Annotated in this window: 10 protein-coding genes and 5 tRNA genes; 4 read left to right on the plus strand and 11 right to left on the minus strand. The window is 38.5% G+C overall.

All coding sequences use genetic code 11. The features are described from left to right. The 5 genes from BCG07_RS05390 to BCG07_RS05410 all read right to left on the minus strand — a co-directional run bounded on the left by BCG07_RS05390 (position 1) and on the right by BCG07_RS05410 (position 548). Positions 1-77 (minus strand) — tRNA-Pro (locus BCG07_RS05390). A 70-nt stretch (positions 78-147) separates the two neighbouring features. Next, positions 148-224: transfer RNA gene (locus BCG07_RS05395), tRNA-Pro, on the minus strand. 13 nt (positions 225-237) lie between these two features. Next, positions 238-313: transfer RNA gene (locus BCG07_RS05400), tRNA-His, on the minus strand. Between the two features lie 23 nt (positions 314-336). Continuing rightward, positions 337-413: transfer RNA gene (locus BCG07_RS05405), tRNA-Arg, on the minus strand. A gap of 58 nt (positions 414-471) precedes the next feature. Then, positions 472-548: transfer RNA gene (locus BCG07_RS05410), tRNA-Pro, on the minus strand. Positions 549-894: 346 nt separating this feature from the next. Between BCG07_RS05410 and folD the strand changes: the two genes are divergently transcribed. Then, positions 895-1,749 carry a bifunctional methylenetetrahydrofolate dehydrogenase/methenyltetrahydrofolate cyclohydrolase FolD gene (gene folD, locus BCG07_RS05415; RefSeq protein ID WP_008127813.1) on the plus strand — a complete coding sequence of 285 codons (855 nt, stop codon included), beginning with the start codon at positions 895-897 and terminating at the stop codon, positions 1,747-1,749. A 62-nt stretch (positions 1,750-1,811) separates the two neighbouring features. Here folD and cysS read toward each other — a convergent pair whose 3' ends face one another. Continuing rightward, positions 1,812-3,191: a cysteine--tRNA ligase gene (gene cysS / locus BCG07_RS05420; RefSeq protein ID WP_008128618.1), complete on the minus strand. Its 1,380-nt coding sequence runs from the start codon at positions 3,189-3,191 to the stop codon at positions 1,812-1,814. Positions 3,192-3,323: 132 nt separating this feature from the next. On the opposite strand from cysS, the gene BCG07_RS05425 reads away from it, so the two are divergent. Both BCG07_RS05425 and BCG07_RS05430 read left to right on the plus strand, forming a co-directional pair. After that, on the plus strand, positions 3,324-3,815 hold the full coding sequence (locus BCG07_RS05425; protein WP_008128620.1) for a peptidylprolyl isomerase: 492 nt from the start codon (positions 3,324-3,326) through the stop codon (positions 3,813-3,815). Positions 3,816-3,904: 89 nt separating this feature from the next. Further along, complete coding sequence (locus BCG07_RS05430; protein WP_243531197.1) at positions 3,905-4,642, plus strand: UDP-2,3-diacylglucosamine diphosphatase; 738 nt, start codon at positions 3,905-3,907, stop codon at positions 4,640-4,642. Between the two features lie 103 nt (positions 4,643-4,745). On the opposite strand, the gene BCG07_RS05435 is transcribed toward BCG07_RS05430, so the two are convergent. The 3 genes from BCG07_RS05435 to miaE all read right to left on the minus strand — a co-directional run bounded on the left by BCG07_RS05435 (position 4,746) and on the right by miaE (position 9,793). Beyond that, positions 4,746-6,659, minus strand: a complete 1,914-nt coding sequence (locus BCG07_RS05435; protein ID WP_243531198.1) for a sensor histidine kinase — start codon at positions 6,657-6,659, stop codon at positions 4,746-4,748. After that, positions 6,646-8,871, minus strand: coding sequence for an EAL domain-containing protein (locus BCG07_RS05440; protein WP_243531200.1), 2,226 nt, complete (start codon positions 8,869-8,871; stop codon positions 6,646-6,648). Before BCG07_RS05440 ends, BCG07_RS05435 begins: the two co-directional genes overlap by 14 nt. A 163-nt stretch (positions 8,872-9,034) precedes the next feature. Continuing rightward, the gene (miaE, locus tag BCG07_RS05445; protein WP_286889142.1) at positions 9,035-9,793 is read right to left on the minus strand and encodes a tRNA isopentenyl-2-thiomethyl-A-37 hydroxylase MiaE; all 759 of its coding nucleotides are present in this window, start codon (positions 9,791-9,793) and stop codon (positions 9,035-9,037) included. 205 nt (positions 9,794-9,998) lie between these two features. On the opposite strand from miaE, the gene BCG07_RS05450 reads away from it, so the two are divergent. Continuing rightward, positions 9,999-10,598 carry a Yip1 family protein gene (locus BCG07_RS05450; protein WP_006793888.1) on the plus strand — a complete coding sequence of 200 codons (600 nt, stop codon included), beginning with the start codon at positions 9,999-10,001 and terminating at the stop codon, positions 10,596-10,598. Positions 10,599-10,687: 89 nt separating this feature from the next. Here BCG07_RS05450 and purF read toward each other — a convergent pair whose 3' ends face one another. Together purF and BCG07_RS05460 are read right to left on the minus strand one after the other, a co-directional pair. After that, entirely contained in the window at positions 10,688-12,214 is a 1,527-nt protein-coding gene (gene purF / locus BCG07_RS05455) for an amidophosphoribosyltransferase (RefSeq protein WP_010557197.1), read from the minus strand. Between the two features lie 18 nt (positions 12,215-12,232). Beyond that, the gene (locus BCG07_RS05460; protein WP_006793890.1) at positions 12,233-12,727 is read right to left on the minus strand and encodes a CvpA family protein; all 495 of its coding nucleotides are present in this window, start codon (positions 12,725-12,727) and stop codon (positions 12,233-12,235) included. Positions 12,728-12,777 lie beyond the last annotated feature (50 nt).

The raw sequence follows: 12,777 nt of genomic DNA on the forward strand, positions 1-12,777 counted from the left end.
TGGTCGGCGATGCAGGATTTGAACCTGCGACCCCTTGGACCCAAACCAAGTGCGCTACCAAACTGCGCTAATCGCCGACATTGAAGGCTAAGCTTCTTTTTTCATACTGAACAATTAAACAGAGCGTTTAAAACCACTTTGAGAAAGTGGTCGGCGATGCAGGATTTGAACCTGCGACCCCTTGGACCCAAACCAAGTGCGCTACCAAACTGCGCTAATCGCCGATATTCTTGTAAATGGGGTGACTGATGGGGCTCGAACCCACGACAACCGGAATCACAATCCGGGGCTCTACCAACTGAGCTACAATCACCGCTATATTTACATGTTTTCAAATGGCGCACCCAGAAGGATTCGAACCTTCGACCGACGCCTTAGAAGGGCGTTGCTCTATCCAGCTGAGCTATGGGCGCATCGAAAACTTCATAGTTTACCAATAAGCTATTCGATTATAATTAAATTATAAAAAAATGGTCGGCGATGCAGGATTTGAACCTGCGACCCCTTGGACCCAAACCAAGTGCGCTACCAAACTGCGCTAATCGCCGTTACTTACTATTCTCTACGAGTGACCTCGTTGACAACGGGGTGCATAATAGTGATTTGACGGGGTTAGGTCAAACGTTTTTTTAAGAAAACAAATCAAGTGGTCATTTTTAGCCCACAATGGCTAAATATTATAATAGAAGACTGAAATTTAAACTATTTAATTACTCTAGTACTATATAGATGAAAAGCAACTTGGCGCTGCAATGCTTTTCTGCGAAAATGGCTTGGTAATATTAAATGAAAAATAAAGTTGTTATTTTCTTTATAAGCATATGCCCCTTTTTATTATGCGTTCATTTGTAAAGTATCGGTATCTAGTTAATTAACCCCAATTAAAGGTCAACCATGACGGCAAACATCATTGATGGTAAAGCAATCGCAAAACAAGTACGAAGTACAGTTGCACAACGCGTAAGCGAACGCGTTTCTAAAGGATTACGCGCCCCCGGACTTGCAGTAGTCCTTGTAGGACTTGATCCAGCAAGCCAAGTTTATGTTGGTTCAAAGCGTAAAGCCTGTGAAGAAGTTGGTTTTATTTCAAAATCATTTGATTTACCTGCAGACACAAAAGAAGATGCTCTTTTAAGTTTAATTGATGAGCTAAATAATGATGCAGAAGTAGATGGCATTTTGGTGCAGTTACCTTTACCTGATGGACTCGATGCAGAGAAAATTTTAGAACGCATTACACCACACAAAGACGTTGATGGCTTTCACCCTTACAATATAGGTCGTTTAGCACAGCGTATGCCTGCGCTTCGTCCTTGTACGCCAAAAGGGATTATAACTTTACTCGATTCTACCGGTGTCCGTTATAAAGGCATGCATGCGGTTGTGGTTGGCGCATCAAATATTGTGGGCCGCCCCATGTCGTTAGAGCTATTACTGGCTGGTTGTACGACTACTGTGTGCCATAAGTTTACACAAGATTTAGAAACTCATGTGCGACGCGCAGACCTGTTGGTTGTAGCCGTGGGCAAACCTGAATTTATCCCTGGAGATTGGGTAAAAGAAGGCGCCATTGTTATAGATGTAGGTATAAACCGTTTAGATACAGGTAAACTAGTGGGCGACGTTGAATACAGCATTGCAGAGCAGAAAGCTCACTTTATTACTCCTGTTCCTGGCGGGGTTGGCCCAATGACCGTGGCCAGCTTAATTGAAAATACATTAGAAGCATGCGAAAAATATCATAGCTGAATATAATTCAAATAAAAAAGGGTTGCCATTCGGCAACCCTTTTTTATTACAAGCGAGTAATTTTAAGCCTTACGCCACGTTGTTTTACCGGCTGAATCTTCAAGTATTACACCTAATGCATTAAGCGCATCACGTGCTTCATCAGCAGCAGCCCAGTCTTTACTCGCACGTGCTTCATTACGTTTTACTATTAAGGCTTCAATCGTTGCAACTTCATTATCATCTTGCCCGCCTTGTAAAAAAGCCTCAGGCGCTTGTTGTGCAACGCCTAATACTTCGCCAATAGTACGTAATATAAACGCAAGTTGACCCGCCTGTATTGCATCGCTTTCTTTTACGCGGTTTAGCTCTTTTGCCAGCTCAAATAAAACAGGTAAAGCCTCTGGAGTATTAAAATCATCATCCATTGCTTTTCTAAATTTAATCACGAACTCGTTACTCTCAAGCTCACACTCGATGGGTTTAACGTCACGTAAAGCAGTATAAATACGCTCTAGCGATGAACGTGCTTGGTCTAAGTTTTCTTGCGAGTAATTAAGTTGGCTGCGGTAATGGCCTGATATTAAAAAGTAACGAACCGACTCAGGGTCGTACTCTTTTAGCACATCGCGAACAGTAAAAAAATTATCTAACGATTTAGACATTTTTTCTTTATTTACTTGTACCATGCCAGTGTGGATCCACGTATTTACATACTCACCATTATTGGCACAGCATGACTGCGCAATTTCATTTTCATGGTGCGGAAACTGTAAATCAGACCCCCCACCATGAATATCAAAATGTTCACCTAAGTGCTTTGAGCTCATAGCTGAACATTCAATATGCCAACCTGGGCGCCCTTCTCCCCATGGAGATGACCATGAAGGCTCACCAGCTTTGGCTTTTTTCCATAAAACGAAGTCCAGTGGGTCGTCTTTATCTTGTGCCACTTCAACACGTGCCCCTGACTGAAGCATGGTTAAATCTTGCTGAGAGAGCGCACCGTATTGCTCAAACGTTGAAACATCAAATAACACGTCACCATCAGCTGCTACATACGCATGCCCTTTAGCTATTAAACGCTCAACCATTTCAATAATTTCACCCATGTGCCCTGTCACTGTTGGTTCTACATCCGGGCGTAACATGTTTAGGCTATCAAAATCTTCATGCATGGCTTTGGTCATGCGCAGTGTTAAATCGTTTATTGACTCTTTATTTTCATTTGCACGTTTAATAATTTTGTCGTCAACGTCGGTAATATTACGTACATATTTTAAATTGTAACCAATATGGCGAAGGTAGCGAACAATGACGTCAAAGCCAACAAATGTACGCGCATGACCGATATGACAGTAATCGTAAATGGTGATACCACACACATACATGTCGATTTTACCATCGACCATAGGTTTAAATTGTTCTTTTTGTCGCGTGAGTGTGTTGTATATTTGTACCATTTAGTTGGTGTCCTTCACTATTATCAAGAAAATGTATGTTACCACTTGAAAAGCATGGGCTCTAGCGCTTTGTTAATCTTAGCTAACTAAGATAAAATAGTGCGACTATTTAAACCAGATATAGGAAAGCACATGGTTGTTCTACACACAAACTTTGGTGACATCACCATTAAAATGTTTGAGCAAGAAGCTCCAAACACAGTAAAAAACTTTTTAGAGTATGCAAACGCAGGTTTTTACAACGGTACAATTTTTCACCGTGTAATTGATGGCTTTATGGTTCAAGGTGGTGGCTTTGTTTCAGGTATGGAGCAAAAAGACGTTAACGACCCTATTCAAAACGAAGCTAACAACGGCCTGTCTAATAAAGTAGGTACTTTAGCTATGGCACGCACACCAGATCCACACTCTGCTACAGCACAGTTTTTTATTAATGTTAACAACAACGATTTTTTAAACCACAGCAGCGAAACATCTCAAGGCTGGGGTTACTGTGTGTTTGCTGAAGTAGTTGAAGGCATGGACATTGTAGAAAAAATTAAAGGTGTAGCTACTGGTAGCAATGGTTTTCACCAAGATGTTCCTCTTGAAGACGTGATCATCGAAAGCGTTACTGTTAACTAATAGTTCGCTTACCCACATAACGTGGAGTATCAGCGGGTGTCATTGCAACATGCATGCGCCCGCTTTATTTTTATCGAAAAGATATCCCTATGACTAAAAAAACGTATTTTATCGCTGATTTACATTTAACTGAAAACAGACCTGATATTAGCGCTGCTTTTTTTAAGTTTTTAGAATCTAACATTTTGAATCAAGACGTTGATGCGCTTTACATCTTAGGTGACTTTTTTGAAGTATGGGTAGGTGATGACTACGTCACTGAACTTGCGCGCAGTGTAGCTACAAAGCTTAAAGCAATAAGTGATTCAGGTATTCCCGTCTATTTTATTCATGGTAATCGCGACTTTATCCTGCGAAAACACTATGCAAATTTAGCAGGTATGACACTGTTAGATGAGCAAACTGTTATAGACCTTTACGGCACACCCACTGTTATTTTACATGGGGATGAAATGTGTACCCAGGATATTGAGTATCAAAAATTTCGTAAAAAAAGCCGCGGTTGGTGGTGGCCAAAATTAATGCTTGCCATGCCATTATGGTACCGAAAAAAAATAGCTCGCAATGCCCGTGAAAAAAGTAAGCTTAGCCAAGCAGATAAACCGATAGAAATTTTAGACGTTGTTGATGATGCTGTCCTTTCGACATTTAAGAGGCACAAAGTTGTTAACATGATCCATGGTCATACGCACCGACCAAATATTCATACATACTCACTAAATGGACAAACGCTTACACGCATTGTTTTAGGTGACTGGTACGAACAAGGCTCCTACTTAATTGTAACACCTCAAGAACAAAGGCTAATAAACACACCATTTAAATGAGCTATATAAAGCCATTTTTAGAGCCTCAATCCATAAGTGTAGTCCCTTTAAGGCCCTATATAGCATTTAAGTAATACGTTAAAAGTTAAATGTGGGTACTCACTTAATTTTTAGGCAACGTAATTGTAAATCGAGTTTTAAATTTATCCTCCCATTGAGGATCAGACTCTAAAACCAATTGCCCTTTTAAAATTTTGGTAACCCATTGAGAAACCATATAAAGCCCAAGCCCTATGTTCCCTTTACCGCGCGCTGATGTATGAAAGGGCTCAAAAATAACAGATTGCTGCTGCTGATTGATCCCGCATCCGCTATCTGATACGCTAATATTTATATCTCCCTTATCACTTTCCTCAACCTTAATTTCAATCTCACCAGATTGATTTTCTTCAAAAGCGTGGTTAAGCGCATTCATTATTAGGTTTTCAATAACCTGTGAAATAATCCCAGGGCGACTTTTAAGCGTGCAGCTATCATTAAACAGGGTTTTAATTTTAACCTTTGAGGTTTTTAATCGAGAGTTCAGCGTAATCAACAACTCTTTTATTATTGTTTCAATATTACATTCAATAAACTCTTCATTATTTCTATCTATAGCCATTTTTTTAAAGCTTTTTACAAGCACAGCAGCTTTATCTAGATTTACTCTGGCTAAGCCTAAATTATCATCTAAGCTTGATACGCTGTTCTCTAGCAAAGACTTTGTTAAGCCAGTTTTTATACCTTCATTGAGGCGGCTCATCACCGACTCTGCATTAGTAACAGAAATAATAGCACCGCCTATAGGCGTATTCATCTCATGAGCTACACCCGCAACAAGCATACCTAATGAAGATAGTTTTTGCGCTTCAACAAAGCTGTCCTGCAAAAGTTGCTGCTGCCTAATGGTGTTTGAAAGTTGATTATTAACAGAGTCCAGCTCCACCTTTTCAGTGCGTAACTGGTCAAATAAATCTTTTAGCGTTTTTGTATAACAATACTCTCTATATAAAATAAAGCCACCAATAAACAAAAGAATAATACCGCTAGTACCAGCATAACCTAGTGCCGTAAAGTGTATTTTATTCATCAACTTATCTTTACTTTTGATGTAAATATAAATGACTTCATTAAGGGTTTCATTATGCCTTTTTGAAAAAAGTGCGGGCAGCTTGTCTAACGAATAAATGTTTGAATCAAAATATCTTACTGTATTTTCTTGTTGGTTTTGCATAGACTCCCAGAGTGATGGGTTATAATTAGCAATTGTTAGCTCTGGCAATCCAAGCATAAACCCCCACTCTTTAGACTTATCATTGTTAAAAATCCAATACCCATCTTTGTTTACAATATTAATTTGAGCGTTTTCAGAAGAGTAATTTCTAATTTTCTGAAAAAAGTCAGATAAGTTAAAATTAATTATAATGAGGCCATCAACTATAAATTCGCTTGAGCTAGTTCGATAAGTAACTCTAATGGTGGGTTCGTATGGCTCAACTATTGAACCATACTCCATGTTTAAATCAATTCTTGATAAAAACGAATCAGGTGCCTCTATCGATATACCTTGCCTAAAGTAATAGCGCGACATTTTGTTTTGGAGCTCTTTTTGCTTAACAACTTTTGCCTCACCGTTTTTAAAGTCAACTCTAAAACGTTCGTTCCCGGTAATATCAATCCACCGAATTTGCGAAATGATAGGCGATAATAACCCAAAATTAACGAAGTAATCATTTATGCTTCGTATGGATTCTCGGTCTCTAAACATATACCTGAGCTTATTGCCCCTTTTTAGGTTTTTGTTGTCTGCTAAAACTTGTGTTAGTTTTTTTATACTACTTAGCTCTTTTACAAACTCTGTCTGCACTAGAGATAGTTTGTCGTCTTGATAATCTTGAACAAGCGCAAGCCTTGATTGGTAAATTTGCCAATATACTAAAAAACTAATAACGCCAGCAGCAACCAAAATAAACAATGCTTTAATATATAGCTGTTTATTATTTAAACTAACAGAAAGTCTATGATCAAACTTTTCCATATTGCTTTAACCATGTTGTTAAATCGTCAAAAAACAGTGGTTTTGAAAAGTAATAACCTTGGGCCACATCACAGCCTATTTTTTTAACCCATTCACACTGCTCTAGTGTTTCTACACCCTCAACAATAATAGAAAAATTAAATCGTCTGGCTAAGTTTACAATCATTTCTAGGATGTATTGGTTATTAGCATTGCGCTCAATATCAGTTAAAAAACATCTGTCTATTTTTAAAATATTTGCAGGTATCTCAGTTATGTGTGAAATAGATGAATAACCTGTTCCAAAGTCATCAATGCTTACTTTAATACCCAGCGCCATAAATTCATCTAACGACTCTCTAATTAAGTCGTAATTACTGATCGCTTGGGTCTCAGTAATCTCTAGCTCAAGCATTTCTGGAGGTATATTGGCATCTTTTAACTTATGAAGGATTTTTTTGCAGTAGTCAGAGTCAACCAAATCAAAAGCCGACGCATTAAAAGCAATAGGCAAATTTACGCCCATATCACTTAACTTATGAATAGTCGAAATTATCTTATCGAAAATAACGCTGTCTAATTCACTAATTAAACCTGCTGTTTCAGCAAGTTCAATAAATATCTCTGGGCTTACAAAACTACCGTCTTCTAACTGCCAGCGAGCCAAAGCTTCAAAACCGACAGGTGTTAAAGTTGCTAACTCCATTTTCGGTTGTAAGGCTATTTGTAAAGTACCAGCACCAATTACTCTTCTTAATCGGGCCATTAAACTATATCGGTTAGTTAATGCTTCTGTTTTTTCTTGGGTATGCTTTATATATTTTAAAGATGCGGTTTGGCTATCACTTAAGCTAGATTCAGCAATGCTTATTATTTTTTCGGGTACAATATTTAAGACAGAACTTAGCTCTAAATCAAGAATTCTCAAATCAGCATATTGTTTTACCGAGGTAATTATACATTTTTGCCTTTTTAGGCTAGCTATCATTTCGTCAGTTATATCAAAGTTTGCGTTTATAAGTAATCCAAAGCTGCTGTTATTAATAATGGCAATACGCGCTGAATAACCATCAAAAATAGTCATTAAATTTTTATAAACTTCTTTTAATAGCTTTTGACAAAAATCGTGGCCAAACGAAAAAGCTTTTTCTTCAAATTGCTCAACTTCAAAAACTAATAAACGTGTTTGGTACTGCTCGTGCAGGTTCATATTTTTTATTTCACGAGTGAGCCAGTTACGATTGTGCATGTTTAACGACACATCGGTATATGCAAGTTCAGTAAGCTTGTTAAGCAGTGCTATATTACTGAAGCCTGCGCTTACATTTTCACTAAATACTTTTAATAAGTATTCATTTTGTTCAGATATTTTATTGTCCGATTGAACAATCGTTATATAGCTTTCCCCAGCTATTTCTTTATTACAAAAATAAAATACCGTGTGGTGCTCAGAAAAAATGTGCCTTTTTTCGTCCAAGGCTCGCTCAAAATCACTGTAAATTTGTGGAAGCAAAACCCTATCGTCAATAAGCTTTCCCTCATACCCATCAAAACAACCATTAGCTGTCGAAATATGCGCTCTAATAATTTCGCCATCACTTTGAGTAGAGCACATAATCCCTCCTCCCTCAGTGACATTTAAAATATTACTGATTTCTTCTAAAACAGCTTTAGAGAAAGATCCCATATCGTGTTTACTGTTTATGCTTCTTGAAGCATCTAAAACAAGTTGAAGACCTTTTCTGGCTGAAGATATTTGTGAAATGTATTTCCAGGTGCGTAAGTTGCTTGTAACAATAGATTGTAATTTTTCAGCAGAGACGTCTGATTTATTCCAATATTCGTCTATATCAAGCGTTTTCATTATTTGCTGTTCGGGAGCAAAGCCTGGTTGACCTGTAAGTAAAACAATACGCATGTCTGCGTTACCAATCACCTCTCTTATAGTACTTACAAGCCTGAGACCTGAGTCATCATCTTCCATTACAACATCTATAAAAGTGAGCGCTATATCTGGATGTAAACTGAGCACTAAAGCTGCTTGTGAAACCGAGTTAGCTGTGAGAACTTCTATTTCACAATTATCCTCTGGTCTCATTTCTTTTAAGCTATTGGTTAGAGCAAGCTGATAATTTATATCGTCCTCAACAGTGAGCACTTTTATTTTTTTTATTGTTGAGCTGTCTTCTTCACGCTCCTCATCAAATACAAACAAACTGTTGCTATCGGACATCCTACGCCGCCTATATAAAAAATATACAACTAAATTTAATAGATATAGTTCATAAATTTGTATGTAACTATTTACTTTATATATAGTATAAGGCCATTTAAGTTTGGTCTAATTTTTAGTGCTTTATCTCATCAGTTACGCAAAAAATAAAGCACGTGGGGGATTATGTTGGAGTGCCACTATGAAATTTGAAGTCTTCATCTGCTGATACAATAAGTTCAGCTTCAATTTCACCAAATTCCTTAACCCTTTGCGTAATATCGAAATCGGCAATTTCTTGCGCCAAGGCTAGATAATCTTGATAATGACGTGCCTCTGAGCGCAGTAGCGAAATATAAAAATCACCTAGACGTTTATCTACATGGGGCGCCAACTTTGCAAAACGCTCACACGAGCGTGCCTCAATGTAAGCACCTACAATTAATTTGTCGACAAGTGCATTTGGCTCGAATGTTTTTACATTTCGTAACATCCCTTTAGCGTAACGACATGGTGTAATACTTTGGTACTCTACACCATACTCATCCATTATTTCTAAAACTTGGTAAAAGTGATGTAACTCTTCTTTTATGAGCAACACCATTTTATCAATTAAGTCTTGCCCGTAAGGAGAGTTAGACTTGGGAATGATTGATTTAGTAAGCTTGTTTTTTGCTGCTAAATCACGCCAGTTACCTTCACGTTTATAAATAAGTGTTTCGAATGGTTTAAGCCAAGCTAAAAGTGCATCACCGCTTTCTTTATCTACTGCATACTTACGAATTAAAAACATTGCTGACTGAGCGGCTTTTAACTCACAAATTAAGTGATCTATTAAAATAACTGACAGATTTTCTTTTTTGATTGCTTTATCTACCCACTGAGTCGGTGTTTTGCACAATAAAAAGTCATGAATAGGCTCTAACAGCTGGCTATGTGACACGTTTGATACTCGTTGCTAATTAAAATTAAAGAACCTGTATTTTAACACGAATTCACGGTTTGATTAAATCAAAGCCAGCTTCATTTATTTGTTAAAAATTAGTTAACTTGACTTTGTACACTATGTGGCCCATAACTGTAAATGAACTGTATAAAAAACACACCGTAACAAAAACAATAATACCTTCCTAAACGGAGTACACACTATGATATTAAACCACCTATGGGGCTTATACGCTCACCCACTTGAAGAGTGGCAAACAATTGATAACCGACACGAAAGCTTGACCTACAGCTTGTCACATATTTTACTCATTGCTTTGTTTCCATCAATAATGGGGTATTACTCGTCTGTTTACTTGGGCTGGAGCATTGGCACTGGTGGTCTAGTATTTTTAACACATGAGAGCGCGCTATTAATAGCTATAGCCATGTATGTAGCTTTAATTATAGGTGTATTTGCACTTGCCTATTTAGCCCATTGGATGGCCGTTACTTTTGGCTCTAAACCCACCTTTACTCAAACGCTTGAACTAGCGGCTTACACAGCAACACCGGTATTTATGTCTGCGCTTGCCGCTTTTTGGCCTGTACTTTGGTTTGTTGTATGTGCTGGTATTGTTGCATTAGCTTACTCGGTTTATTTACTTTATACCGGAGTACCTATACTCATGCACATACCTGAAGAACGTGGTTTTATTTATGCAAGCTCGGTCGTTACTTGTGGGCTTATCCTACTAGTCATCATATTAGCTGCCACTGCGATTCTTTGGACAAATGGCATTGTAAGCCCCATGTTCACATAATAAATTTTAAGTAACTCGATTAAGTAATATTCAACCAACAAAAAAGGAGCTAATTAGCTCCTTTTCTAAAATTAAAATACTCGAAAGTATTAATCAGTCTCGTTTTCTTCTTGGTTATGTATTTCTAACCCTGATGACATCGCTGTTTCGCGTGTGCTTTTAGCTGTATCGTTTCTCAGTTTATCTATTCGGTTTAAATAGTTTTGATCTATGTCGCCTGTTATATATTGCCCGTCAAACACAGAAGTTTCAAATTGAGTTATTTCTGGATTTTCTTGGCTTACAGCGGCCATTAGATCTGTTAATGACTGAAAAATCAATCCGTCAGAACCAATACTTGCGTTTATATCTTCAACCTCACGGCCATGAGCAATAAGTTCAGCTGCAGATGGCATATCTATACCATAAACATTTGGAAAGCGTATTTCAGGAGCTGCTGAGGCAAAGTATACGTTTTTAGCACCAGACTCTCGCGCCATTTCCACAATTTGCGCTGATGTGGTACCGCGCACTATTGAATCGTCAACAAGTAATACATTTTTACCTTTAAATTCACGGTCAATTGCGTTTAGCTTTTGACGCACTGACTTTTTACGCATTTCTTGACCAGGCATGATAAACGTACGGCCAATGTAACGGTTTTTAACAAAGCCTTGGCGGTACGGTAAATCAAGTACACGAGCAATTTCAAGCGCTACATCACACGAAGTTTCTGGAATAGGAATGACCACATCAATGTCTTTATCTGCCCACTCACGTGCTATTTTTTCACCCAGTTTGGTACCCATGTTTACGCGTGTTGCATAAACCGACATTCTGTCTATTGTTGAGTCTGGACGAGCAAAATAAACAAATTCAAAAATACAAGGCGAGTAAGACACTTTATCTGCACAATTTAATGAGTGAAACTGTCCATCTTCCGTCACAAAAATAGCTTCACCTGGGGCTACATCGCGAATAAACTCAAAGCCATCAGGTTTTAGTGCCACACTTTCTGAGGCAAACATGTATTCCGTGCCTTTTTCAGTCTCGCGTTTACCGAAAACAAGAGGGCGAATACCGTTAGGATCACGAAACGCTACAACGCCGTGACCAATAATCATGGCAATGGCTGCATAGCCACCCGTTACTTTTTTGTTTACCTCAGCAACTGCTGTAAACACATCTTCAGGGTCTAGGTGTAACTTGTCTGAGCGACTAAGCTCATGTGCCATAATATTCAGCAATATCTCAGAATCAGACGTTGTATTAACATGTCGACGTGCTTCTGAAAATAACTGTTCTTTTAGTTCTTCAGCATTTGTAAGGTTTCCATTATGCGCAAGGGCGATACCAAATGGTGAGTTTACATAAAAAGGCTGTGCCTCAGATGAACTAGAAGAGCCTGCTGTTGGATAACGTACATGGCCAATACCAATGGTACCTTGTAGTCGCTTCATGTGACGTGTGTGAAATACATCTTTCACTAGGCCGTTTGCTTTACGTAAGCTAAACGTATTATTTTCAATGGTAATTATTCCCGCGGCGTCTTGCCCACGATGCTGCAAAACAGTTAAGCCATCATATATCGCCTGATTCACAGGAGACGTTCCGACTATTCCAACGATACCACACATGTAATTTATCCTCGCCGATTAACGGTTTACTGAATTTAAAAAGCTGGAGTTGTTTTCGAGGTACGAAAAAAACCATTCAACAACAAAGCCAAATTCTGGAATCAAAATAGAATTACCCCACCAGTGCGTATTAGGTGCACCAGTAAAAGCATCAAGAAAGAAGAGTAACGCGCTCACGACCAACACGCCTCGTAGAGCACCAAACACTATGCCAAAGACACGGTCAGTACCCGATAAGCCAGTACGAAGTACAAGCTGACCTAAAATATAGTTTAGTAAACCGCCTAACAGGAGCGTCGCAAAGAAGAGTATGGCAATGGCCGCCGCATTTCTTAAAAGGGGTTCAGAAATGCTTGTTAGGAAGGAAGCTAAATATTGGTAAAATAAACTTGAGATGATAAACGCGCCTGCCCATACCGCTAATGACATAGCTTCTTTTACAAAGCCGCGTATTAAACCGATGATGGTAGACAGTGCAATGATGCCAAGAATGGCGTAATCAACCCAGATCATAATAACCAATTAGTCGCTATTTTGGGGCGCATTCTATACCCAAACATCCT

Origin of the sequence: Pseudoalteromonas sp. ESRF-bin5 (assembly GCF_002632075.1) — a bacterium.
Lineage (GTDB): Bacteria > Pseudomonadota > Gammaproteobacteria > Enterobacterales > Alteromonadaceae > Pseudoalteromonas > Pseudoalteromonas marina.